The sequence below is a fragment of the Shewanella gaetbuli genome, from assembly GCF_023284065.1.
GTDB lineage: Bacteria > Pseudomonadota > Gammaproteobacteria > Enterobacterales > Shewanellaceae > Shewanella > Shewanella gaetbuli.
In genome coordinates this window covers 467,002-493,527 of sequence record NZ_JAKIKP010000001.1, presented here as the reverse complement: position 1 = coordinate 493,527, position 26,526 = coordinate 467,002, and the positions used below count along the sequence as shown (strand labels likewise).

At 40.8% G+C, this 26,526-nt stretch carries 22 protein-coding genes and 2 tRNA genes; 2 read left to right on the top strand and 22 right to left on the bottom strand.

Translation table 11 applies throughout. The annotated features are described in order from the left end of the window. Positions 1-113 precede the first annotated feature (113 nt). The 7 genes from deoC to pnp form a co-directional block, all read right to left on the bottom strand. Positions 114-887, bottom strand: a complete 774-nt coding sequence (gene deoC / locus L2672_RS02170; RefSeq protein ID WP_248994182.1) for a deoxyribose-phosphate aldolase — start codon at positions 885-887, stop codon at positions 114-116. A gap of 352 nt (positions 888-1,239) precedes the next feature. After that, the gene (locus L2672_RS02165) at positions 1,240-2,079 is read right to left on the bottom strand and encodes an outer membrane protein OmpK (RefSeq protein WP_248994181.1); all 840 of its coding nucleotides are present in this window, start codon (positions 2,077-2,079) and stop codon (positions 1,240-1,242) included. Between the two features lie 339 nt (positions 2,080-2,418). Further along, on the bottom strand, positions 2,419-3,729 hold the full coding sequence (locus L2672_RS02160) for a NupC/NupG family nucleoside CNT transporter (RefSeq protein ID WP_248994180.1): 1,311 nt from the start codon (positions 3,727-3,729) through the stop codon (positions 2,419-2,421). A gap of 182 nt (positions 3,730-3,911) precedes the next feature. Next, on the bottom strand, positions 3,912-4,691 hold the full coding sequence (locus L2672_RS02155; RefSeq protein ID WP_248994179.1) for a TatD family hydrolase: 780 nt from the start codon (positions 4,689-4,691) through the stop codon (positions 3,912-3,914). Between the two features lie 73 nt (positions 4,692-4,764). Next, entirely contained in the window at positions 4,765-6,348 is a 1,584-nt protein-coding gene (gene prfC, locus L2672_RS02150) for a peptide chain release factor 3 (protein WP_248994178.1), read from the bottom strand. A gap of 77 nt (positions 6,349-6,425) precedes the next feature. Further along, positions 6,426-7,328 carry a lipoprotein NlpI gene (gene nlpI / locus L2672_RS02145; RefSeq protein ID WP_248994177.1) on the bottom strand — a complete coding sequence of 301 codons (903 nt, stop codon included), beginning with the start codon at positions 7,326-7,328 and terminating at the stop codon, positions 6,426-6,428. Positions 7,329-7,475: 147 nt separating this feature from the next. Beyond that, complete coding sequence (pnp, locus tag L2672_RS02140) at positions 7,476-9,572, bottom strand: polyribonucleotide nucleotidyltransferase (protein WP_248994176.1); 2,097 nt, start codon at positions 9,570-9,572, stop codon at positions 7,476-7,478. Positions 9,573-10,077: 505 nt separating this feature from the next. On the opposite strand from pnp, the gene L2672_RS02135 reads away from it, so the two are divergent. Further along, a complete protein-coding gene (locus L2672_RS02135; protein ID WP_248994175.1) occupies positions 10,078-12,114 on the top strand; it encodes an EAL domain-containing protein in 2,037 nt (678 codons plus the stop codon). An 81-nt stretch (positions 12,115-12,195) separates the two neighbouring features. Here the strand turns inward: L2672_RS02135 and rpsO are convergent, their stop codons facing one another. The 14 genes from rpsO to rlmE form a co-directional block, all read right to left on the bottom strand. Continuing rightward, positions 12,196-12,465, bottom strand: a complete 270-nt coding sequence (gene rpsO, locus L2672_RS02130) for a 30S ribosomal protein S15 (RefSeq protein WP_248994174.1) — start codon at positions 12,463-12,465, stop codon at positions 12,196-12,198. Between the two features lie 156 nt (positions 12,466-12,621). Further along, positions 12,622-13,560, bottom strand: coding sequence for a tRNA pseudouridine(55) synthase TruB (gene truB, locus L2672_RS02125; protein WP_248994173.1), 939 nt, complete (start codon positions 13,558-13,560; stop codon positions 12,622-12,624). After that, positions 13,560-13,982: a 30S ribosome-binding factor RbfA gene (gene rbfA / locus L2672_RS02120; RefSeq protein ID WP_248994172.1), complete on the bottom strand. Its 423-nt coding sequence runs from the start codon at positions 13,980-13,982 to the stop codon at positions 13,560-13,562. The genes truB and rbfA overlap by 1 nt, the downstream gene beginning before the upstream one ends. 56 nt (positions 13,983-14,038) lie before the next feature. Beyond that, a complete protein-coding gene (gene infB, locus L2672_RS02115) occupies positions 14,039-16,699 on the bottom strand; it encodes a translation initiation factor IF-2 (protein WP_248994171.1) in 2,661 nt (886 codons plus the stop codon). Between the two features lie 25 nt (positions 16,700-16,724). Beyond that, entirely contained in the window at positions 16,725-18,224 is a 1,500-nt protein-coding gene (gene nusA, locus L2672_RS02110) for a transcription termination factor NusA (RefSeq protein WP_248994170.1), read from the bottom strand. 31 nt (positions 18,225-18,255) lie between these two features. Then, positions 18,256-18,711, bottom strand: a complete 456-nt coding sequence (rimP, locus tag L2672_RS02105) for a ribosome maturation factor RimP (RefSeq protein WP_248994169.1) — start codon at positions 18,709-18,711, stop codon at positions 18,256-18,258. 159 nt (positions 18,712-18,870) lie between these two features. Further along, positions 18,871-18,947, bottom strand: a tRNA-Met gene (locus tag L2672_RS02100). Positions 18,948-19,224: 277 nt separating this feature from the next. Beyond that, positions 19,225-19,310: transfer RNA gene (locus L2672_RS02095), tRNA-Leu, on the bottom strand. A 12-nt stretch (positions 19,311-19,322) separates the two neighbouring features. Next, a complete protein-coding gene (secG, locus tag L2672_RS02090) occupies positions 19,323-19,658 on the bottom strand; it encodes a preprotein translocase subunit SecG (protein ID WP_248994168.1) in 336 nt (111 codons plus the stop codon). A gap of 4 nt (positions 19,659-19,662) precedes the next feature. After that, positions 19,663-20,445 carry a triose-phosphate isomerase gene (gene tpiA / locus L2672_RS02085; protein ID WP_248994167.1) on the bottom strand — a complete coding sequence of 261 codons (783 nt, stop codon included), beginning with the start codon at positions 20,443-20,445 and terminating at the stop codon, positions 19,663-19,665. A gap of 142 nt (positions 20,446-20,587) precedes the next feature. Then, positions 20,588-21,925 (bottom strand): phosphoglucosamine mutase, encoded by a 1,338-nt coding sequence (gene glmM / locus L2672_RS02080; protein ID WP_248994166.1) that lies wholly within the window; start codon positions 21,923-21,925, stop codon positions 20,588-20,590. 57 nt (positions 21,926-21,982) lie between these two features. Then, entirely contained in the window at positions 21,983-22,816 is an 834-nt protein-coding gene (gene folP / locus L2672_RS02075) for a dihydropteroate synthase (protein WP_248994165.1), read from the bottom strand. An 83-nt stretch (positions 22,817-22,899) separates the two neighbouring features. Then, the gene (gene ftsH, locus L2672_RS02070) at positions 22,900-24,864 is read right to left on the bottom strand and encodes an ATP-dependent zinc metalloprotease FtsH (RefSeq protein ID WP_275974914.1); all 1,965 of its coding nucleotides are present in this window, start codon (positions 24,862-24,864) and stop codon (positions 22,900-22,902) included. Between the two features lie 46 nt (positions 24,865-24,910). Beyond that, the gene (rlmE, locus tag L2672_RS02065) at positions 24,911-25,540 is read right to left on the bottom strand and encodes a 23S rRNA (uridine(2552)-2'-O)-methyltransferase RlmE (RefSeq protein WP_248994163.1); all 630 of its coding nucleotides are present in this window, start codon (positions 25,538-25,540) and stop codon (positions 24,911-24,913) included. A gap of 90 nt (positions 25,541-25,630) precedes the next feature. On the opposite strand from rlmE, the gene yhbY reads away from it, so the two are divergent. Then, positions 25,631-25,930 carry a ribosome assembly RNA-binding protein YhbY gene (yhbY, locus tag L2672_RS02060; RefSeq protein ID WP_248994162.1) on the top strand — a complete coding sequence of 100 codons (300 nt, stop codon included), beginning with the start codon at positions 25,631-25,633 and terminating at the stop codon, positions 25,928-25,930. Between the two features lie 81 nt (positions 25,931-26,011). On the opposite strand, the gene greA is transcribed toward yhbY, so the two are convergent. After that, positions 26,012-26,488 carry a transcription elongation factor GreA gene (greA, locus tag L2672_RS02055; protein WP_248994161.1) on the bottom strand — a complete coding sequence of 159 codons (477 nt, stop codon included), beginning with the start codon at positions 26,486-26,488 and terminating at the stop codon, positions 26,012-26,014. Positions 26,489-26,526: the final 38 nt, after the last annotated feature.

Genomic DNA, 26,526 nt, shown 5'->3' with positions numbered 1-26,526 from the left:
AAGCCTCCATCTAGGCAACCCATTGCGAGCTAGATATAGGTCACCAAAAATTTTCAGTATGAGAGGGGACTCTAACGGTAGAGAATGCCCCTCTCAATAGCCATTAATAAAGATTAGTAACCTTGATTAGGCTGTGGAGCGTCTGCAAGCTCCAAGGTGTGTAATAAGCTATTTAATAAACTTGAAGCACCAAAGCGGAAGGTATTTGGACTAATCCAATCTTCACCTAATAACTTAGCTGCTACGGCTAAAAATTCTGCAGTTGCTTGCGCATCTTTAACGCCACCGGCAGGCTTAAAACCAATTTTAGGGTTCTTCTCGCTGATTACAGTTAACATAATTTCTGCCGCTTCTAACGTCGCATTTACTGGCACTTTACCCGTAGATGTTTTAATAAAATCAGCTCCAGCATCAATAGAAAGCTCAGACGCTTTACGAATTAACGCTGCATCTTTAAGCTCACCTGACTCAATGATAACTTTCAGAATAGCTTGGTCTCCACACGCTTCTTTACATGCTTTAACTAGCTCGTAGCCAACCGTTTCATCACCCGCCATTAATGCGCGATATGGGAAAACCACATCCACTTCATCAGCGCCATAAGCGACTGCAGCACGGGTCTCTAATACTGCAATAGCAATATCGTCATTACCGTGTGGGAAGTTAGTAACGGTGGCAATTTTAATATCTTCGCAATCCATTTCGTTTAATGTTTTGCGTGCAATAGGAATAAAACGAGGGTAGATACAAATTGCAGCAGTGTTGCCTGCAGCCGTTTTAGCTTTATGGCATAAATCGATAACTTTTTGATCAGTATCGTCATCATTTAATGTTGTAAGGTCCATTAAAGAAATGCCTAATTGGGCAGCTTTTTTTAAATCGGTCATGTTTTGCTCTCCATAAAGAAAATCAATAGATAATTTGTTCAAGCAACAACTGAAGTGGCATATGATTATAGTTATGGCCGGGTCTTCTGTTTTGCCAGTAAAGTAGTTTTACTAACCTAAGTATTCAATCTGATAACGAGTACCACGACTTGAATCCTTGAAGACCGGAAAGAAAAAATAAAAAACTATTTTATCACTTTCCGCGAAAAGTCCTTTTTAGCGCGTTTTACTTAATGCTTAATTAAAAACATCTTATGCAATAATGTGTTTAATTAAAAATTAATTTTTAATTATTTTACCGATGTAACCTCATTAGATTGGAGCCACGCTTGAGCGTGGCTCCAAAGTACAATTAGAAGTTGTACTTAGCTGAGAAAATAGCAGCATTTTGATATGCAGCAGTTCCTAGCTTTTGGTCAGCATAACGGTATTGAATACCTAAAGTGAAATCTTTAGTTGCATTCCACCATAGTGCTACCGCACCGTTGATACCAGTGCTGTCACCGTTAGTGTTCTGCCATCCGATATCGCCAGGGCCTGTACATGTATCGCTTGTACAGAAACCACGTGCGTGATCATCACGTGCAAATTCAATTTCATTCCAGTTAGTCACCATGAAGTCTTGGCCACCTAACTTGAAGTTATAACCTAATACCCAACCAGCCATACCGCCGTTAAAACCAGCATTGCCTGGGTTGTTAAGAATATGAGCACCTACGAAAGGCTTAACCCATAAACCAAAGTCAGTATTGATGTCATAGCTAACACCTAAAACGATGTTTTGCTCATAGAAACCAGAAGAATCAGTCAAGCTGTAGATTTGACCGTAGTAGTTCCAGTTAGACTCACCGATGTTAACAGCAACAGTACCTTTAGCTGCAATACGGAACTGCTTGCTTGGGTCATCTTGGTCTTCGCCCCAATTTAAGTTGTTTGGGTTTTCAAAATCGATGAAACCATAAACATCACCCCAATCGTAACCTGCACCGCCTTCAAATTCGATATATACAAAGTCAGACTTAGCAGCAAAACCGTTTTGAATGTCTCGTGAACGATCTTCAGTTCCACCTGACCAGTCTAAGTAGTTTACAGATACGTTAGCAAAACCATAATACTGTTCAGCTTGTACTGTAGTCGCTGTCATAGTCGCAGCTGCTGCTACGGCTAAAGCTAAAGTTTTAACATTTTTCATCATCAACCCCATTTAAATATTTTATTGCCTTTGGGCAACTATTTTTAAGCGTTTGCATTTTACCGTTATTGTTGTAAATCACAATATTATTTCAGCAAAAAAACAAATACTAAATTCTATTTTGTGAACAATGCCGCAAACTTACTGCAACATTTAATCAATAAACATCACTGTAAGGAAATATCCATCCTTAGAATCTAGTTTAAATGCTAAACCAGATATACAACTTCGCAAATTGGAAATGGTGGATTAACGCTAATCGATTAGACTACGTAATCACAACTTAGCTTGTTAGGGCTTTAGGTTATCAAGCACTAAAGCCCATCAAGCTATGTATTTTTAAATTGCTAAGAATAAGCCCGCTAACGTTGCACTCATTAAGTTAGCTAAAGATGCGGCAATAACAGCACGCACACCTAGTTTAGCTAAGTCATGACGACGAGAAGGAGCCATAGAACCTAAACCACCAAGAAGAATGGCGATAGAAGATAAGTTAGCAAAACCACATAATGCGAATGAAATTATCGCCTGTGTACGTGCGCTCATTGCCGCTTGCGTACCTTCAATACAAAGCGGTAAACCTTTAGTTACATCGGCTGCAACTGAAGTACAAGTCGTGGCCATATCGTTGAGGTATGGAGCAAAGTTTAAGTAAGCAACAAACTCATTAACTACAATTTTTTGACCAATGAAAGAACCTGCAACCATTGCTTCGTTCCAAGGCACACCAATTAAGAATGCTAATGGCATGAAGATATAACCTAGGATTAGCTCAAGTGATAGGTTTTCCATACCAACCCAACCACCAATGCCACCTAGCATTCCGTTGATCATTGCAATCAAACCAACAAAAGCTAATAGCATTGCACCAACGTTTAACGCTAAATGCATACCAGAAGAAGCGCCTGCTGCTGCCGCGTCAATGACGTTTGCTGGCTTGTCAGTATCTTCAGGAAGATCTTCCATTTCATTGTTGGTTGTTTCTGTTTCTGGGTGCATTAGTTTAGCCATTAATAAGCCACCTGGAGCAGCCATAAATGATGCAGCAACTAAGTACTCAATTTTTACGCCCATTCCAGCATAACCCGCTAATACGGCACCAGCAATTGATGCTAAACCACCAACCATAATGGCAAACAGCTCAGAGTTAGTCATAGTAGGAATGAAAGGACGAACAACTAACGGCGCTTCAGTTTGACCCACAAAGATGTTTGCTGTAGCAGACATAGACTCTGTGCGGCTTGTTCCTAATGCTTTTTGTAAAGCACCACCGATGAACTTAATTACCATTTGCATAATGCCTAGGTAGTAAAGAACAGCGATTAATGAAGAGAAGAAGATAATGACAGGTAGTACACGTACGGCAAATACGAAACCAACACCATTACCAAACATAGCATCAGTACCTAAACCACCGAATAGGAAGTCGATACCAGCTTGAGAATAACCAATAACATCAGCAACGGCTTGTGAAACGCCACCAAGTACTTGTTGACCCACTGGAACATATAATACAAAACCGGCAAAGAATGCCTGAATAGCTAACGCGCCGCCAACTGCACGGACACTGATCGCTTTTTTATCAGTTGATAGTAAAAAACCTATCGCAAGTAAGGTAACCACCCCTACTAAACTCATTACTATATCCATTAAACATCACCCTTTTAAATTGTTAACATTTTTTATATATGTTGTTAACTCACCTTATTTCCGTGACAGATTATAGCCTAGCATTTGACGAAAATCGTCGTTTTGATCAAATTTTTAGAGTTTAGTTTCAGTTATTTAGACAAGATAACTTCACAAAACAAGCCTTGTTTCTTAAAAAGAGATTAAGGGTCAAATAGTTGCATAGCATTACCACTCAGCTGTTTCATAATAAAAACAGTGGTTTTTTTATGCAAATTAGCTATTTCTGCGGCAATTTCTGGCAAAATAAGTGAAGAATTTCGATTTGGCTGATATTTTTGAGGGGTCATACTAGGCGAATCAGTTTCAAGTAGAAATAAATCAAGGGGAAGTTCAGCAACCGCTTTTTGTAATTTTTTTGCATTTTTATTTAGCAATAACCCGCCTATACCCAGCTTAAAGCCCAAAGTTTGATATTGTTTAGCAGTTTCTACACTACCATAAAACCCATGAATAACGCCTCCAGCTGATAATGAGTAGTGTTTTAATAAGTTAATGACTTCAGAGTGACACTTAACACAATGAATAATGACAGGAAGCTGAAATGTTTGGGCTAATTGGAGTTGCCGTTCAAATAACACCCTTTGTTGTTCAAAATTCGGCTTTAGTTTATCTAAGCCACACTCCCCAAGAGCGACAAATAAGCGTTGGTGCTGATGAAGCTCTATAAGCTTAGCAAGTTCAGTAATCGCCGCATCTATATTGTCGGGAATAAACCATGGATGAATACCTAAGGCATAAAAACATTGGTATTGGTGTGCAATGTTGATTTGCTTTTGCCATCTTTGCTGACAAATTCCAGGAATCAACATATGCTTGATGTTCGCTGCTTTCATTTGCTCAAAAACGGCATCTCGGTCTTCATCAAACGCACAATCGTCGAAATGGCTGTGAGAGTCAAAAAAGCTGTTTGTCAGGTTCATCAAAAATTTACCATAAAAAAAGGCAGTAAAATACTGCCTTCAATATAGTTAAATTGTTTGTTCGAGTAAAAAATTAATTTTCACGCGTCTTAGCAAACTCAACGTCAGGATAACGCTCCATAGCCAAGTTTAGATTAACCATTGTTGGGGCAATATAGGTTAAGTTATCACCACCATCTAAGGCTAAGTTCGGGCTACATTTACGTCTAAACTCTTCAAGTTTGCGTTCGTCTTTACAGTAAACCCAGCGCGCTGTTGATACACTAATACCTTCGTAAATAGCTTCAACGTTGTATTCACTTTTTAAACGACCAACAACCACTTCAAACTGAAGAACACCAACAGCACCTACAATAAGGTCATTAGAGTCTATTGGTCTAAAGACCTGAACAGCCCCTTCTTCCGCTAACTGTACTAAGCCTTTAAGCAATTGCTTTTGTTTAAGCGGATCTTTTAGGCGAATACGACGGAACATTTCTGGAGCAAAGTTTGGAATACCGGTAAATTTAAACTTATCACCTTGGGTAAAGGTATCACCAATTTGAATAGTGCCGTGGTTATGTAAACCAATAATGTCACCAGGGAACGCTTCTTCAACTTGCTCACGATCACCAGCGACAAATGTTAATGCATCAGAAATACGTACATCTTTGCCCACGCGCACATGACGCATTTTCATGCCTTTTTCGTATTTGCCTGATACAACACGCATAAAGGCGACTCGGTCACGATGCTTAGGGTCCATATTGGCTTGAATTTTAAAAATAAAGCCACTAAAACTAGAATCTGTAGCAGATACTTCGCCCACATCGGTATTTCGTGATTGAGGCTTAGGGGCCCAATCAGTTAACCCATCAAGCATATGGTCTACGCCAAAGTTACCCAGTGCAGTACCAAAGTATACTGGTGACAATTCACCTTTTAAGAAAGCATCAAGCTCAAACTCATGGGAAGCCCCCACAACTAACTCTAACTCTTCTCGTAACTGTTCAGCTAACTCTTCTCCAATCGCTACATCTAAATCAGGGTTATCAAGCCCTTTTACAATGTTAACGTCTTGAATAGTATGACCTTGACCCGTTTGATATAAAATCGTTTCGTCGCGATGAATATGGTAAACACCTTTAAAAGACTTACCACAACCAATAGGCCAAGTGATTGGGGCACAGGCAATTTTAAGCTCGTTTTCAACTTCATCCATCACTTCCATTGGATCACGTATATCACGGTCACATTTGTTCATGAAAGTAATAATCGGTGTGTCACGTAAACGAGTGACTTCCATTAGTTTACGAGTTCGATCCTCAACGCCTTTAGCCGCATCAATGACCATTAAACATGAATCAACTGCAGTTAAGGTACGGTAAGTATCTTCTGAGAAGTCTTCGTGACCAGGGGTATCAAGTAAGTTAACTAGGCAATCTGCATAAGGGAACTGCATCACAGATGTCGTAATAGAAATACCACGATCTTTTTCCATTTCCATCCAGTCAGATTTAGCATGCTGCTTTGAGCCGCGACCTTTAACTGTACCTGCGGTTTGAATTGCTTGACCGAATAACAATACTTTTTCAGTAATTGTTGTCTTACCCGCATCTGGGTGAGAAATGATGGCGAAGGTTCGACGTTTATCGACCTCAACATTTATGCCTGACATGGTAACCTTTGCACTTGCCGTTAAAAAAGGCGCAAATTATAGCGCCTTACTGTTAACTTGGCTAGGCAAACACTGGATTAGCTTTGTGGATTGTCCTGTTGCTCAAGAATTTGTTTAATTCTGGCGAGTTCGATGCGAGCGTAACGATGCTCGACAAAGTCATAAATATTAGTTGCCAACGTTAAACGGTAATAGTTAGCCGCATCCTGATATTGACCTAACTCTTGTGCTTTTTTACCTAAATAAAAGTAAGCTTCGCATAAACGTTCAGCATATTCTTTCGGTTGATTCAGGCCGACTTTCGCCGCTTGAAAAACCTCATCTTTAGATAACTTACCTAAGTAAAAGTCAATTAAGACACTCGACCAAGCTTTATCTGGTAAGCCCGTACGGTGTTGCGCTAATGCTTGTGTTGCCACTTCAACGTCTTGATGGGCAGACATTAAATAAAGCCACAATGCACGGTAGCCGTCGCTTGGGTCGCGATCATAAAATGCTTGTAAATCAGCAACCGCTAATTCATAACGCTCACCATAATATAATGCGATACCACGGTTTAAATAAGCGTAATCATAATCTGGCGCAAGTTCTAATACGCCGTCAAATGAATCATAGGCACTTTCAAATTCGCCCTCTTGGGTATAATAAATTCCTAAGAAATTGTAGGCATCAGCTAAATTAGGCTGTAACTTTAATGCTTGATGAAAATCAATTCGCCCAAGTAAACGCAACCCAACACTATCGTAGATAACTCCCCTGTCATAGTGGAACCTCGCACGTTGCTCATCGGTCAGCTCCATGGTGGCTAAAATTTCATTCAACTTTGCCAAGGTAACTTCCAGTTTATAATCAGGCATAACTGGCGCGACAACAATTTGTTCACCAGCATCATTTGAACCAGAAGTTGATGCACAGCCAGTAAGCAACATACTTGCACCTGCCATTAAAGCGACTACCGAGGTGCGTAATTTCAAATTCATTCACTTTACCTTAATCAGGTTCATTATTAGCAACATCATAACAACAGCTCACGTTATGTGCCATTTGGGATACACCTATATTGCCATAAAATAAAAAAAAAGGAGACCATTTGGTCTCCTTTTAAAATTTAATGGCAAATTAACTGCTTATTCAGCAGATTCTTTTGCTTGTGCTTCTTTGATAGAAAGACGAACACGTCCTTGACGATCCACTTCCATCACTTTAACAGCCACTTCTTGGTTCATTTCTAAATGATCAGATACGTTAGCAACACGCTCTTCACTAATTTGTGAAATATGCACTAAACCATCTTTACCTGGAAGAATGTTAACGAATGCACCAAAGTCAACGATACGGATAACTTTACCGTTATAAATACGGCCTACTTCAACTTCAGCAGTAATCTCTTCGATACGACGAATCGCTTCTTTAGTTGCTTCACCATTTGAAGAAGCAATCTTCACAGTGCCGTCATCATCTAATTCGATAGTAGTACCGGTTTCTTCAGTAAGTGCACGAATAGTTGCACCACCTTTACCAATAACATCACGAATTTTTTCAGGATTAATCTTGATGGTAGTAATACGTGGAGCATGATCAGAGATATCATCACGTGCACCAGAAATCGCTTGGTCCATTACATTCAGAATATGAACACGTGCGCCATATGCTTGTTGTAATGCGATATCCATAATTTCTTTAGTGATACCTTCAATTTTGATATCCATTTGCAGTGCTGTAATACCATCACGAGTACCAGCTACTTTAAAGTCCATATCACCTAAGTGGTCTTCATCACCTAAGATGTCAGAAAGAACAACAAAGTCGTCGCCTTCTTTAACAAGACCCATTGCGATACCTGCAACAGAAGTTTTGATAGGTACACCAGCATCCATTAATGCTAATGAAGTACCACAAACAGACGCCATAGAGCTAGAACCGTTTGATTCAGTAATTTCTGAAACAACGCGAACACTGTATGGGAATTCTTCAGCAGAAGGCATAACAGCATTAATACCACGCCAAGCTAATTTACCGTGACCAATTTCACGACGCTTAGGTGAGCCAACCATACCTGTTTCACCAACAGAGTACGGAGGGAAGTTATAATGCAGCATAAAGCGGTTAGTGCGCTCGCCCATGATGCTATCAATTTTTTGTGCATCACGTTCTGTGCCTAAAGTACAAGTCACTAATGCTTGCGTCTCACCACGAGTAAATAGTGAGCTACCATGTGTACGCGGTAATACACCTGCTAGTACACTTAACGCACGAATCATATCTGGCTCACGACCATCAATACGTGGCTTACCACTAATAATACGTCCACGAACGATATTCTTCTCAAGGCTACCTAATAGGTTGTCAACTTCACGTGGATCAACATCAGGATTGTTAGCGATTAGCGCTTCTTTAGCTGCAGCTTTAACAACACCAACTTGAGCGTAACGATCTTGCTTAACTTCGATTTGGTAAGCAGCTGTCATGCCTTCTTCAGCTAGCTCTTTAATTTGAGCAACTAAGTCTTGGTCTTGAACAGGTGCTGTCCAATCCCAAGTTGGTTTGCCTGCTTCAGCTTTGAATTCAGCAATAGCTTGAATAACAACTTGCTGTTGATCGTGACCATAAGTCACCGCACCAAGCATGATTTCTTCTGCTAATGACTTCGCTTCAGACTCAACCATTAATACTGCAGACTCAGTACCTGCAACCACTAAATCGAGGTCGCTTTCAGCAACTTGATCAACCGTTGGGTTTAATAAGTACTCACCATTAATGTAACCCACGCGCGCTGCGCCAATAGGGCCATTGAAAGGAATACCTGAAATAGACAGTGCTGCTGAAGTACCAATCATTGCAACCATATCTGGTTCAATTTGTGGATCAACAGAAACGACTGTGATGATAACTTGAACTTCGTTTTTAAAACCGTTTGGAAATAAAGGACGAATTGGACGGTCGATTAAACGAGCAATGAGTGTTTCATCTTCAGAAGGACGACCTTCACGTTTGAAGAAACCACCAGGGATTTTACCTGCTGCGTAGGTTTTCTCTTGGTAGTTAACTGTTAACGGGAAAAAGTCACGGCTTGGATCCGCATCTTTTTTACCAACAACAGTAACTAGCACTGTTGTATCGCCCATGCTCGCTAAAACTGCAGCGTCAGCTTGACGTGCAATAACACCTGTTTCTAAGGTGACAGTATGTTGACCATACTCAAAACTCTTTACAATTGGATTCACGTGACCCATTCCTTAATTAATGACCTTTAAATTACGCGCATAAGTATACTTCAATTACATTGAATAGTTAAATATCCTCTGCAAGCAAATAAAAAATTAATATTAATGACTTTATTTATGTATTGAATTATCAATACACTCTATGGCAACCGCATCCCTCAAAAGGCATTAGCCCCTATGTCTATGCACTGAACAAATTAACATCAGTTGATTGAGAAAATTTCACATCTGCCGAAATTAACAATACCTCCATGAGATTACCGAGCATAAAAGAAAGTGTTAATTGTGGATTAACAATGACAACCATAGCGATATTTACTACAGTTAATACTAGGTATACATTATTTAGACTTTTGAAGTGTTTTGTGTTGTCATCTCGTCACTTTGCAAATATTTCATGGTTTAATAATGCAATGAGTACAAACTTTTATACTTAAGAAATGTGTTCTATCGTTACTGTACAAACAAAATAACAAGAAACTTGTCATGAAACACGGAAACAATAATGACCCCAAGATTTAAATCCCTTACTTGGAAACAAACTAATCTTGTCGTTTTCAGCGCGTTATTCTTTGCTATTGCCATTTTTTTAGTCGAAATAGCCTTAGTTGTGGTGACCACCAAGCAGCAATTAGCTAGCTCTCAACAAGAACTACTTGACTCTGTTGAACAAACAACCACCAATGCGGTATGGGCTTTGGATGACAAATTAGCACAACAGACGCTTGCAGGTATTATAAAAGTTGATAACGTTGGCTCAGCCATTCTCAAGTTAGATGACGGCACTTTATTTGTAAGTGTAGAAAACGAGAGCCAACAATATTCTGACAATTTCGTTTTATTAAGCACACATTTATTCGGCGAGCTTAAAGAAATAACTCGCCCTTTATATCGCCCTTTTTACTTTGAAGGCAGCCAAAAACAACAATTAATTGGTCAATTAACCATTTTTTACGATACAAAAAAACTGACCACCCACCTGTTTAGTCAGCTGCAACTAAGCTTGATTGCAACTTTAGCTAGAGCATTATTACTAACATTAGTGTTAACGGTTGTTTTCCACCGATTCTTAACTCAACCTATCGCAAGGATCAGTGAAGCGATTGATAAAATCGATCCAGATTCACCTAATGAAAATTTACTCCCCATTTCAAAAGCACACCAAGACGACGAATTAGGGTTGGTAACAAGTAAATTTAATCAAATTTTATTACAATTTAGCCAGACTCAAAATAAGCTGCGTAAAATGGCCACAAGAGATCCATTAACCGGCTTACCCAACCGCACACTATTATTAGAAACCTTGAACGTTACTATTCAACGCTCACGAGTTCACAAACGAAACTTCACATTATTGTTCATCGACTTAGATCGATTTAAAAACGTTAACGATTCTCTAGGCCATGCTTTGGGAGATCAGTTTCTTGCTCGTATTGCGAGAATATTAGAACGTGTTGTGGGAGACACAGGTAGTGTTGCACGCCTAGGCGGAGATGAGTTTGTCATTCTAGCAGATGATATTCAAAGTCCAGATCATGCAGCAGACTTTGTCGATAAATTGCTTATGCAACTTAATGCTCCACTTCAATTAAACGAACATACCATTCATCCTGCCGCTTCAATAGGTATATCCATTTACCCTGAGGATGGTAATTGTGCCGAAGATTTGATCAGACATGCTGATATCGCAATGTATAGCGCTAAGGCAGCGGGGTCGAATCAATGGTCATTCTTTAAAGAACAAATGACCGAGCGTGCAGCAATCCGTTTAAGTACTGAAGCTTCACTGCATGATGCGCTGAAAAACAATGAGTTTGTCCTCTACTTTCAACCTAAACTAGATATTAATACCAACACAGTAATTGGCTGTGAAGCCCTTATTCGCTGGCAAAAAGATGGTAGGTTAATCAGCCCTATGTCGTTTATTCCAGTAGCAGAAGAAACTGGCATTATTATTCCGATAGGTCGCTGGGTCATTGAACAATCTTGTAAAGTATTACGCGACTGGCGTAAGAAATATAATTACGCCATTCCTATTGCAGTGAATGTTGCCTCACAGCAATTTGCTGATGCAAGCTTAGTTCCTGATATTAAGCAGTTTGCATTACGTTACCAAATTAGCCCTGAATTGCTTGAGATAGAAATTACTGAAACGTCGTTAATGAATGATATTGAACAAGCGATTATGACTTTAGAACAACTTAAATCCGCTGGATTCGGTATAGCTGTAGATGATTTTGGTACTGGATATTCATCGTTATCTTATTTGCGTCACCTGCCAATTACCACAATGAAAATTGACCGTGCATTTGTAAACGATCTACCTGAAGATAGCGCGATTGCATCCACTATTTTGATGTTAGGTAAACAGTTAGGTTTATCGATTGTGGCTGAGGGTATTGAGAATGAAGAGCAACTAGATTGGCTAAGAGAGAACCATTGCCCTATTGGACAAGGTTTCTTTTACAGCAAACCTCTAACACTAGAAGAGTTCGAGCAAAGGTTCATTGCCAATCAAACGGCTAAAATTGAACATATATAACCGCTTTTAACAGGCAATAAAAAAGGAGGCTAAGCCTCCTTTTTTACGGTTTCCACTAACATAAAGTCAGTGAAAGTCGAATTAACGACGTAAACCTAACTTCTGGATCAATGCAGCATAACGCTCAGAGTCAGTACGCTTTAAGTAAGCAGTAAGCTTACGACGAGCACTAACCATACGTAATAAACCACGACGTGAATGGTGATCGTGGATATGCTGTTTAAAGTGACCTTGAAGGTGATTGATTTGAGCAGTTAATAAAGCAACTTGTACTTCAGTTGAACCAGTGTCATTTTCACAACGACCAAATTCAGCTACGATTTTTGCTTTAGCTTCAGCACTTAGTGACATGTGTTTCTCCAAAATAAATATTAATAATCTTTAGCCGATCACTAACTCAGCTAAAGGAAGCGCGACATTTTAACGATTAATTCATGCTAGAGCAATATATTTAGTCGCTTTATTGCCCCAATAAACACAAAATCTTCTATTGTTTGCGTTGGTTTATTAATCCCGTAATACAATCAAGCGTTTGGGTGCAAGCAAACCATCATCATTCATTGAACCTATACCGACAAACCTACGTTGCTCACCAATAGTGATTCTGACTAACTCATCAGGTTTTAACCCTGATGCCTGCATCGCCTGCCCTTGCATAACATAGTATTGCATGGCTTCAGGTAGATTAATTTCTGCAAAGTTAGCAACCGCGGTATCCATAGGTAAAAGTAATGGGTCAAGCAATTCACCTACTGGAACTTCTTGTTCAGCGGCTGAGGCTACTAATGCTTCTAGCTGCTCCAGAGTGACCATTTTCTCATAAGGATAATGCGCCACTTGAGTACGCCTAAGCATAATGACATGTGCACCACAACCAAGCATTTCACCTAAATCGTCAATGATAGTACGAATGTAGGTTCCTTTAGAGCAATGAATATCTAAGGTTAACTCATCATCTTCAAGTCCTAAAAAGTTCAGCTCATAAACCGTAATGGGTCGAGCTTCTCTAGGAACTTCAATGCCTTCGCGGGCATATTTATATAAAGGCTGACCTTGATACTTTAACGCAGAATACATTGAAGGGACTTGCATGGTGTCGCCACGAAAATGCGCTAACGCCGTTTGTAATTGTTCGTCACTAAAATTAATCTCGCGTGTTTGAACAATTTCACCGTCGGAATCACTGGTATCGGTTCGTTGTCCTAACTTAGCGATAACGGTATAACGTTTATCTGAATCGAGTAAGTGCTGCGAAAACTTAGTGGCCTCGCCTAAACAGATAGGTAACATCCCAGTCGCTAATGGATCTAACGCACCAGTGTGACCCGCTTTATTGGCATTAAAAAACCTTTTTACGCGTTGCAAGGCATGGTTTGAACTCATGCCAGTGCTTTTGTCTAACAATACAATCCCATCAATAAAGCGACCTTTTTGACGACGAGCCATTAATCTTTCTCCTGGGTATCGTCTTGGTCTACTTCATCAACACGACCACTGTCTTTCTGCTTTTGTTTATCTTTAGTAATCACTTGGCTTACTAAATTTGACATCCGCATACCTTCAACCAGAGAACTGTCATAAACAAAGCGCAGCTCAGGCATAACACGAAGCTTCATACGTCCTGCCACTAATGTACGAACGTATGGTGCAGCAACAGTTAATGCAGCCAACTTTTCTTCAACTAATGCAGAGTCTTCTTCGAAAAATGTCACAAAGACTTTGGCATAGCTTAAATCTCGTGAAACTTCGACATCATTGACGGTTACAAAGCCGATGCGAGGATCTTTCATATCGCGTTGCAGCACCATAGCAAGTTCTTGCTGTAGTTGCTGACCAATGCGACGAGTACGACTAAATTCTTTTGCCATAATTAATTCACCTAGGCTAATAAAGCAAAAGGGCGGCTAAAGCCGCCCTTCTTATATTATAGCGTTCTTGCTACTTCGACGGTTTCAAATACTTCGATTTGGTCGCCTACGCGAACATCGTTGTAGTTCTTAACCCCGATACCACATTCCATCCCATTACGAACTTCAGTTGCATCGTCTTTAAAGCGACGAAGTGATTCTAGTTCACCTTCGTAGATAACGACGTTTTCACGTAGTACACGAATAGGAGCGCTACGTTTAACTAGACCTTCAATTACCATACAACCTGCTATTGCACCTAGTTTTGGCGACTTAAATACGTCACGCACTTCAGCAAGACCAATAATCTCTTGCTTGAATTCTGGCGCTAACATACCAGTCATTGCCGCTTTAACTTCATCAATTAGGTTATAGATGATGCTGTAGTAACGTAGGTCAACACTTTCTGCCTCAATGGTCTTACGCGCCTGTGCATCAGCACGAACGTTGAAACCAACCATAATGGCATTTGATGCTGCCGCTAAGGTTGCATCAGTTTCAGTTAATGCACCTACACCGCGAGCAATAATGTTCACTTTAACTTCATCTGTAGACAGTTTAGTTAATGAATCACAAATTGCTTCTAAAGAACCTTGTACGTCAGCTTTCAGAATAATGTTCAGCTCTTGAACTTCGCCTTCAGTCATATTGGCGAACATGTTCTCTAGCTTAGACTTCTGCTGGCGAGCCAGTTTAACATCACGGAACTTGCCTTGACGGTACAATGCTACTTCACGTGCTTTACGTTCATCACGCACAACAGTCGCTTCATCGCCCGCTGAAGGAACACCTGAAAGACCTAAAATTTCAACCGGAATTGAAGGGCCTGCTTCAGTAATCGCTTTACCGTTTTCATCTTTCATTGCACGGATTTTACCGTACTCAAGACCACATAAAACGATATCACCTTGGCATAAAGTCCCTTCTTGAACTAATACTGTTGCAACAGGTCCGCGGCCTTTATCAAGCTGTGACTCAATAACAACACCAGCAGCCATACCTTGACGTACTGCTTTAAGCTCTAAAACTTCAGACTGTAATAAGATACCTTCTAATAGTTCATCAACACCTTCACCAGTTTTAGCTGAAAGGTGAACAAACATATTGTCACCGCCCCACTCTTCTGACATTACGCCATGTTGAGAAAGCTCACTCTTAACACGCTCAGGATCAGCTTCTGGCTTATCCATTTTATTAACAGCAACAATAAGTGGCACGTTACCCGCTTTAGCATGTTGAATTGCTTCAATGGTTTGCGGCATAACGCCATCGTCTGCAGCAACAACCAAGATAACAATATCGGTTGCTTTAGCACCACGAGCACGCATTGAGGTAAACGCGGCGTGACCTGGAGTATCTAAGAAAGTGATCATGCCATTATCAGTTTCAACGTGGTATGCACCAATGTGCTGGGTAATACCACCGGCTTCACCATCTGCTACCTTCGCACGACGGATATAGTCAAGTAATGACGTTTTACCATGGTCAACGTGACCCATAATAGTTACTACTGGCGCACGAGTTTCTAACTTAACGTTATCATCACGGTCTTGCAGCACTTGATGCTCAAGTTCGTTCTCACGTAAAAGAACAACCTTGTGACCCATTTCTTCAGCAACCAGTTGTGCTGTTTCTTGGTCAAGAACTTGGTTAATGGTAACCATTGAGCCCATTTTCATCATTTGCTTGATGATTTCAGTGGCTTTAACTGCCATTAAATGAGCTAACTCAGAAACCGTGACAGTTTCACCAATACGAACGTCACGAGTCACTGCTGCAACAGGCTTGTTGAAGCCATGAGCCATTGACTGAGGTGCGTTGTTACGACGCATGTGTTTTTCACGTCCGTCACGTGCATCTTTACCGCCACGTTTTTTGTTGTTCTTATTGCGAGAACGACGACCACGTTTTTCTTCATCCATATCAGATGTATCTTCGGCAGCACGTGCTACTTTAGAGGTTGTGACGTGGTGATCGCTGTTTTTCTCAGCCTCAAGACGTTGACGTTCTTCTTCAGCCCAACGCTTCGAGTTTTCTTCAGCAAGTTTACGTGCTTTTTCAGCCGCTTTATCAGCTTCTTCTTTTTGCTTTTGAGTTAACACTTTTTCCTGTTCAGCTTTCAGACGGTCAGCCTCTTCTTTAGCGGCTTTTGCTTCAGGATCAAGTGCTTTTTCAGCTTTTGGCTCAGCTTTAGGCGCCTTCGGCTTAGCATTTTTTGCAGCCTCAGACTCTTTAGCAGCTTTAGCTTTGGCTTTAGCTTCTGCGTCAGCTTTAGCTTTAGCCTCTGCCTCAGCTTTAGCCTTGGCTTCTGCTTCTGCTTTTGCCTTAGCTTCCGCTTCTGCTTTAGCTTGCTCTTCAGCAGCTTGCTTGGCTAAATCAGCTTCATCACGCTTTACGAAAGTACGCTTTTTGCGTACTTCAACTTTAACATCTTTAGATTGACCACCAGTACCTGAAACACTCAAGGTTGAAACAGTTTTACGCTGTAAAGTCATCTTCGTTGGCGCTGAATCTCCGCCATGTTGCTTTTTCAAGAACTCAAGTAATTGCTGTTTCTCTTGCTCAGAAACACTATCACCTTTACTTTTCTTAATACCGGCTTCGTTGAATTGTTCAACTAAACGATCAACCGTTTTACCTACTTCTTGAGCTAATTTGTCTAAACTTGTATCTGCCATCAATTAAATCCCCCTGTTGATCGACTTATGCTTCTTCGCCAAACCAACAGATATTGCGGGCTGCCATGATGAGCTCACCTGCTTTTTCTTCTGTCAATTCTTCAATTTCGATTAAATCATCGATACCTTGCTCTGCAAGGTCTTCTAATGTCACAACACCTTTACTTGCTAAAACAAATGCAAGGTGTTTCTCTAAACCGTCTAGGGCTAATAAGTCTTCACTTGGATGTGCACCATCTAATGCTTCTTCTGAAGCTAATGCACGTGTTGAAATTGCAGCTTTGGCACGTTCACGTAACGCAGCAACAATATCTTCATCAAATCCATTAATATCGAGTAACTCAGCTTCTGGTACGTAAGCGATTTCTTCTAAAGAAGTAAATCCTTCTTCCGCTAACACTGAAGCAAAATCTTCATCTACATCTAGTGAGCTAACGAATAAGTCAATAATCTTGGCACTTTCTGCCTGATGCTTCTTATTCATATCCTCAACTGTCATCACGTTTAGTTCCCAACCTGTAAGTTGCGTCGCTAAACGAACGTTTTGGCCATTGCGACCAATTGCTTGTGCTAAGCTGTCAGCTTCAACAGCAATGTCCATCGAGTGGTTATCTTCATCAACAATGATTGAAGCAACATCAGCTGGCGCCATAGCATTAATCACATACTGTGCTGGGTTGTCGTCCCAAAGTACGATATCAACACGCTCACCGCCTAATTCATTTGATACCGCTTGAACTCGAGCACCACGCATACCAACACACGCACCAATCGGGTCGATACGCTTATCATTTGACTTAACCGCAATTTTTGCACGCGCGCCTGGGTCACGAGCTGCAGACATCACTTCAATCATTTCATCGAAAATTTCCGGTACTTCTACACGGAAAAGTTCAATCAACATTTCTGGCTTGCTACGTGTTAAAAACAGTTGCGCACCACGAGCTTCAGGGCGAACGGCATATAATAATGCACGAACACGATCACCGGGACGGAAAGACTCACGACTTATGAGGTCTTCTTTGAACAATACGCCATCAGCATTATTGCCTAAGTCAACAATGACATTTTCACGAGTGCTTTTCTTAACTACACCCGTAACAATTTCGCCTTCGCGTTCAATAAACTGCTCAACAACTTGTGCACGCTCTGCTTCACGTACCTTTTGAACAATAACTTGTTTCGCGGTTTGAGTCGTAATGCGGTCGAACACTACCGATTCAATTTCATCTTCGATGAATTCACCAGGTTGAATCTCTGGGTTTTCGTAACGTGCTGCTTCTAGAGTAATTTCACTATATGGATTCTCTAGTGCTTCGCCTTGATCATCAACCACCATCCAACGACGGAATGTATCGTAGTGTCCCGTTTTACGGTCAATAGAAACACGAACGTCAATGTCACCTTCGTATTTTTTCTTGGTTGCTGTAGCAAGCGCAATCTCTAACGCTTCAAAAATTTTCTCACGCGGAACCGCTTTCTCATTTGAAACCGCTTCTGCTACTAGCAGGATCTCTTTATTCATTTGGTCTAGCCTCGTTCTTCACCTGAAACTATTAAAATTTTGCGATGATGTTGCCCTTACGGATATTATCCAAAGCAACAACCAAGTCTTTGCCATTAACCGTGATTGTGAGCATTTGCCCATCAACACTGCTAATAACGCCTTTTAGATTGCGACTACCTGCAACAGGCATCGTCAATTGTACTTTTGCATCTTCACCCACATGAGCTTGATATTGCTCTGCAGTAAACAAGGGTCTGTCTACCCCTGGCGATGACACCTCAAGTGTATATTCTGTTGAAATAGGGTCTTCAACATCAAGAACCGCGCTAACCTGTCGACTAACTTCGGCACAATCTTCAATATTTATTCCGTTTTCATGATCAATGAAAACGCGTACGACAGAATGTTTTCCAGCTTGAACATATTCAATGCCCCACAACTGAAAGCCAAGCGCTTCAACTGGTACGGTTAACATCTGTACCAATTTCGATTCTAAAGTTGCCAAATTGACCCCCAAAAAACAAAAAAAGGGCTAAAAGCCCCTATCTAATCCGCCTTAAACCACGGAGAATTAAAGTCCATATAACAAAAAACCCCGTAATTACGAGGCTATTTTATTATAGAACCTGTATCTGTTATTTATAATACTCAAATAACAGGGAGCTGGTTGCGGGAGCCGGATTTGAACCGACGACCTTCGGGTTATGAGCCCGACGAGCTACCAAACTGCTCCATCCCGCGTCAACTGGCTGCAATTATATTGACTTACGCCCTTGCTTGCAATAACTATTCAGTAAAAACCCGTCAACTGTACAGTTTTTTAGCAATTACACCATCTAAGGTTCTTCGCTGAGCGAGAACATATAATGCGTAAAAGTTGCTTATTTTAATTCAATAAATAATCGTGCAACAAGCACACGTCTATGGAACAAATTTTCCAGTGAAAAAGCAATAACAGTTCAGCTTGCAATTTTCACTGGACATAAAAAAAGAGTCCACATATGGACTCTTTAATATTTGGTGCGGAAGGCGGGACTTGAACCCGCACGAGCTAAGCTCACCACCCCCTCAAGATGGCGTGTCTACCAATTTCACCACTTCCGCATTAATTTTTACTTAGTCAGGAATTTTATCTTCTGACTCTTGCTCAACAACTGGCGCTTGTTCAACAACTTGTTCAGCAGCTGAACTTAAATCACTCCAATTGTCTTCCGCTTTATTATGATTAGCACTGAGGTTGCCAATGGTTAAACTTAAAGCGAAAAAAGCAATTGCTAAAATTGCAGTACTGCGTGTCAGGAAGTTACCTGAACCACTTGAACCAAACAACGTACCAGACGCGCCTGCTCCAAATGATGCGCCCATATCGGCACCTTTACCTTGCTGAATAAGAATCAAGCCAACCAGCCCGATTGCTACCACCAAGTATACAACTATAAGAACTTCGTACATATTATTATGCGCTCATTGCTATGGAACATAAACTTAGGAATTCTGACGAATTTAAGCTAGCTCCGCCAATCAGTCCACCATCAACATCAGGTTGGGCAAAAATATCTGCCGCATTACTTGGGGTAACACTACCACCGTATAATATCCTGATATTTTCTCCAATAAATGGAGATACTTCAGAGAGGCGATTACGAATAAACGCATGAACTTCTTGCGCCTGCTCTGGAGTCGCACTTTTACCTGTACCTACTGCCCATAAAGGCTCGTAAGCGATAATGGCATTATCAAAAGCCATGGTGCCATTTTTTTCAATGACGATATCCAACTCTTCAGCAATCACTTCAAATGTTCGTCTTGCTTCACGTGCTGGACCTGACTCACCTACACATAAAATAGGGGTCAAACCATGCTTTTGTGCTGCGGCAAATTTCTCTGCCACAATGTTACTCGTTTCACCGTACATACGGCGACGTTCGGAGTGCCCAATAATAACATATCGGCATCCTGAATCTTTTAGCATCTGCCCGGATATTTCACCGGTATACGCACCAAAATCATGTTGACTAAGATTTTGTGCGCCCATTCTAACAAGCGCACCGTCTAAGGTTTGCTTATTTGTCTCAAGCAGTTGCCTAACACTTTCAAGATAAATTGAAGGCGGGCATAAAACCACTTCAGCTGAATCATTTTGGAGCTTTGCAGCAAATTTTTTGAACAACTCTTGGGCTAATGCCGAATTGCCATTCATTTTCCAGTTGCCAGCTACCATAGGACGTCTGAGTGCCATCACTGTCTCCTCTGAAAGCGGCGTGAATAATAGCGAACCACTTATCAAGTTACAATAGGTAATAGATGAATATTTACAATAAGCTGTCGGACTGATTAATTTTTATCCCAGCGACAGCTTTTATAAAATGTATTTAAAATGATTAAAACGCTGTTTTAACCGCATCAGCAATGGTATTTGCTAATGTAGATACTTGCTGATGGTCGTCACCTTCCACCATAACTCGAATCAATGGCTCTGTACCTGACTTTCTTAATAGTACTCGACCACGACTGCCTAATTGTTGCTCAACATAAGCTTGTGCTGATTTAACGGCATCTGAATCAAGTGGGTTAGAGTCACCTTCAAATCTAACATTCACAAGCACTTGAGGAAGCATTTTAATATTTTCAGTTAATGCTTCTAGGGTAGTATTTTGGCGACGCATTGCAGCCAACACTAAAATACCAGCAATGATTCCATCACCTGTTGTACCGTGATCTAAATTAAGAATATGACCAGAGTTTTCCCCTCCAATGCGCCACTCGTGCTTTTTAAGTAACTCCATCACATAACGGTCACCCACATTGGAACGGACGAAAGGTATATTAAGTTCTTGCAAGGCTAAATCTAAACCAAGGTTCGACATTAATGTACCAACAACCCCACCTTTTAATACGCCACGTTTTTGAGCATCTACCGCTAAGATATATAAGATTTGATCGCCATCTAGCACTTCACCATGACGGTTAACCATCATAATCCGGTCACCATCGCCATCTAATGCGATACCTAAATCAGCATTTTCTGCCAATACCGTTTCACAAATCTTAGCCATTGAAGTTGCCCCAACTTTGTCATTAATATTGACACCGTCTGGCTTATCTCCAATTGCGACAACCTCTGCACCCAACTCTCTAAAAACACTCGGGGCAATGTGGTAAGTTGCGCCATGGGCACAATCGACCACTATTTTTAAACCAGAAAGAGTATGTTCAGCAGGGAAATTACCTTTACAATATTCAATATAACGACCGGCAGCATCGTCAATGCGTTTTGCTTTTCCTAAAAGGTGAGACTCTACACACTCTAGAGGTTTTTCAAGCTCAGCTTCAATTTCTAACTCAATGGCATCATCTAATTTACTGCCATCAGTTGAGAAGAACTTAATACCATTATCATAATAAGGATTATGAGAAGCACTAATAACCACACCGGCTTCGGCTCTGAACGTGCGAGTTAAGTAAGCTACTGCTGGTGTTGGCATTGGCCCAAGCAGTAATACATTTAACCCTGCAGCAGATAAACCCGCTTCTAATGCGGACTCAAATAAATAACCTGATATACGAGTATCTTTACCAATGATGACCTTCTTGGTGCCACTGCGTGATAACACTCTACCTGCAGCCCAACCTAACTTAAGTGCAAGTTCAGGAGTCATTTTACCTGAACCGACTTTGCCTCGTATGCCGTCGGTTCCAAAAAATTGTCTTTGTTTCACATATCCCCACTTATAGTGAATTCACTCGTTTAAAACATCTAACAACATCAGTCATAACTAGCAATAATCCATTGTCGCAGACATGACTTTAAGTACATCGACGGTTTCGGGTACGTCGTGTACTCGTAAAATTTGTGCCCCTTGCTGAGCCGCTATTAATGCTCCAGCTAAACTTCCAGCCAACCTATCGGAAGCAGGTCTATTGAGTAAATCACCAATCATACTCTTTCTAGATAAACCAACTAAAATCGGCAAATGAAATTGATGTAAAGCTGGTATAGAGGCTAATAAGCGGTAATTATGCGCTAAAGTTTTCCCAAAGCCAAAGCCTGGATCTAAAATAATGTTTTCTCTTGTGATCCCCGCCGCTTCACAGGCTAATATACGTTGTTGAAAAAACAAATCTACATCAGCAACAACATCGTCATAATTGGGGTTGTCTTGCATATTTTGCGGTTGACCTTGCATGTGCATCAAACAAACTGGCACCTTCAATGAGGCCGCCATTTCAATCGCACCGGGTAATTGTAATGCCCGCACATCATTAATAATATTCGCTCCAGCGGCTACTGCTTGCTGCATGACCTCTGGCTTACTCGTATCAATTGAAATCCACACATCATAATGTGCGGCAATATATTCAATAACTGGAATGACCCGTTGTAACTCCTGTTCTAAAGAGACTTCTTTAGCACCAGGACGTGTAGACTCGCCACCAATATCGATGATACTTGCACCTTGTTGAATAATATAATCAATGTGTTTACAAGCAGCTTCAAATTGATTGAATTCGCCGCCATCAGAAAATGAATCAGGGGTAACATTGACAATTCCCATCACCACAGGGGAAGACAAAGACAGTACTTTATCGCCGTGGGTCAACGTGAACATAAGTGGACTTCCTTACAATAAAAACAATAAACGTCATAAACGAGAAAACCCCTTGCGGGGTTTTCTATTAAACGAGAATTCGCTTATTTAGCTGTTGACTCGTCGGTATTTAAATCATCTTTTTTGGCTGACTCTTCAACATCGTCAATTTGCTCAGATGTCTCTTCAGGCTTAGCAGATGGTTTGCCATCACCTTTATCGTTTGAAGAGTCGTCAGCTTGCCAGTCTGCAGGCTCACGAACTTCTCGACGATTCATTAAGTCATCAATTTGTAAAGAATCAATAGTTTCGTATTTCATCAATGCATCTTTCATCGCATGGAGGATATCCATGTTATCGGTCAGCATTTGATTTGCACGTTGATAATTCTTATCAATAAATAACTTAATTTCTGAATCAATTAATGACGCTGTATCACCTGACATAGCTTTGGTTTTACCCATGCTACGCCCTAAGAATACTTCGCCCTCTTCTTCGGCATAAAGTAATGGGCCTAGCTTATCTGAGAAACCCCATTGAGTAACCATGTTACGAGCAATAGACGTTGCATATTTAATATCTTGAGAGGCACCAGTCGAGACCTTGTCACTGCCATAAATTAATTCTTCTGCAATACGGCCACCATAGGCCACCGAGATTTGCGATTCTAATTTACGACGGCTTTGGCTAATAGCATCCGCTTCTGGCAAGAAGAATGTTACCCCTAATGCACGACCACGTGGAATAATAGTCACTTTATGAACAGGGTCATGTTCTGGTACTAAACAGCCAACGATAGCGTGCCCTGCTTCATGATAAGCGGTCATTTCCTTTTCATCTTCAGACATCACCATAGAACGGCGCTCAGCACCCATCATGATTTTATCTTTAGCACGCTCAAACTCTTCCATGCCAACCATTCTTCGGTTGCCACGCGCTGCAAATAATGCCGCTTCGTTAACTAGGTTAGCTAAATCAGCACCAGAGAAACCTGGCGTACCACGGGCAATAACACTAGCTTTAACATCGTCAGACAAAGGCACTTTACGCATATGCACCTTCAGAATTTGCTCACGACCGCGAACATCAGGTAAACCTACAACAACTTGACGGTCAAAACGCCCCGGACGCAATAAAGCGGCATCGAGTACATCTGGGCGGTTAGTTGCAGCAATGACGATAATTCCTTCATTGCCTTCAAAACCGTCCATTTCAACCAGCATTTGGTTAAGTGTTTGTTCACGTTCATCATGTCCGCCACCTAAACCGGCACCGCGCTGACGACCTACAGCATCAATCTCATCGATAAAGATGATACATGGGGCTGATTTTTTAGCTTGTTCGAACATATCACGAACACGTGATGCACCCACACCAACAAACATTTCAACAAAATCCGAACCCGAAATGGTAAAGAAAGGCACTTTAGATTCACCGGCAATTGCTTTTGCAAGTAATGTTTTACCTGTACCTGGTGGGCCTACCATTAACACACCGGTCGGTATACGACCACCTAGCTTCTGGAATTTGGTAGGATCGCGTAAGTAATCAACCAATTCTTTCACTTCTTCTTTTGCTTCGTCACACCCTGCAACATCAACAAACGTGGTCTTAATTTGATCTTCACTCATCAATTTGGCTTTACTTTTACCAAATGACATCGCGCCTTTACCACCACCGCCTTGCATTTGACGCATGAAGAAAATCCATACACCAATGAGGAGTAACATTGGGAACCAAGAAATAAAGATTTGTGCTAAGAAGCTAGATTCTTCAGCTTCTTGGCCTTTCATGGTAATCCCTTTGCGGTCGAGATCATTGATTAAGTCTTGATCATACATTGGCATGATAGTGGTAAATTTTTCACCACTGCGTTTTGTACCTTCAATCGTGCGTTGATCACTTTTGATTTCAACGGTATTTATTTGTCCGTCACGAACATTATCAAGAAATGCGGAATAATCCATCTTCTGCGAGTTCGAAGAAGTAGGGGAATAACCCTGAAAAACTGACATCAACACAACAGCGATGACGATCCAGAGTATTAAATTTTTAGCCATGTCACTCAAATTATTAGACCTCTATTACAGTCTTGCGATAATGAATATTAGATTACTACAACTTGTAGCCTGTCGCCACTAGATAGACTTCACGAGAACGAGCTCTTGAAGAATCTGGTTTGCGAGTTTTTACTACTTTAAACGCCTCTTTAACTGCTTTCATGTATTCGTCAAAGCCCTCCCCCTGAAAGACTTTAACGGCAAAGCAACCATTTGGCGCTAATACTTGATGGCACATGTCTAACGCTAGCTCGACTAAATACATTGCTCGAGGTTGGTCAACAACACCCGTTCCGCTCATATTCGGTGCCATATCAGATAGTACCACATCAACTTTATCTTCTCCTACACGGGTCAATAAGGCATCAAGGACATTATCTTCTCTAAAATCCCCTTGTAAGAAATCAACTCCTACAATGGGATCCATTGGTAAAATGTCACAGGCAATGACTTTACCTTTATCTCCTGCAAGTTTAACCGCAACTTGTGACCAACCACCGGGGGCTGCTCCTAAGTCTACTACAGTCATACCAGGTTTAATCAATTGATCTTTTTGTTGAATCTCTTCTAATTTAAAAGCTGCACGCGAACGTAACCCACGTTTTTGAGCTAATTTAACATAGTGATCATCAAAGTGTTCTTGCATCCAGCGAGTCGAACTTGCTGTGCGTTTTTTAGCTACCATTGAAATTCCGCAACGATTGAGAGTTACATACAGACTATATAAGGGTAGAATAGCTGTTTTTCAACAGTAACTCAGCAAAAGTTGGTATAAATGAACTTAACAACCAAACAAAAACAGCATCTAAAAGGCTTAGCGCACAATTTAAAGCCAGTTGTGCTGCTTGGTGCCAATGGATTGACTGAAGGTGTTCTGGCTGAAATTGATAGCGCTCTTAATCATCACGAATTGATCAAAGTGAAAGTAGCCTCTTCTGATAGAGAACTTAAAAATGCCATCGTTGACGCCATTGTACGTGAAACTCAGTCTACGAAAGTGCAAACTATCGGCCATATTCTAGTGCTTTTCCGTCAATCAGAAGAAATGAAAATTGCGCTTCCAAAAGCAAAATAATTATTATCTATTCTGATTAAAATAAAAAACCACTGTTGATACAGTGGTTTTTTTACGCTCTGAATTATTTATTCGATCAGATTAAATATACTCTACAGAGACAATTTCGTAATCAGTAATGCCACCTGGAGTTGCAATGCCAACTTCATCACCTTCATTTTTACCAATTAAACCACGTGCAATAGGTGAATTAACTGAAATCAGGTTTTGTTTGATATCAGCTTCATCGTCACCAACAATTCGATATGTTACTTCAGCATCGGTATCAAGGTTTAAAATGGTGACTGTTGTACCAAAAATAACTCTTCCGGTATTTTCCATCTTGGTCACATCAATAATTTGTGCGTTAGACAGCTTACCTTCAATATCACGAATACGAGCTTCACAAATGCCCTGTTCTTCACGTGCAGCATGATATTCAGCATTTTCTTTTAAATCGCCCAGTTCACGAGCTGAAGCAATTGCTTCAGTAATTTTAGGTCGACGATCAAACTTTAAGATTTCTAGCTCTTTTCTTAATTGATCAGCACCAATAACTGTCATTGGAACTTTATTCATATTCAGCTCTCTCCATAAAAACAAAAGCATCCCATGTT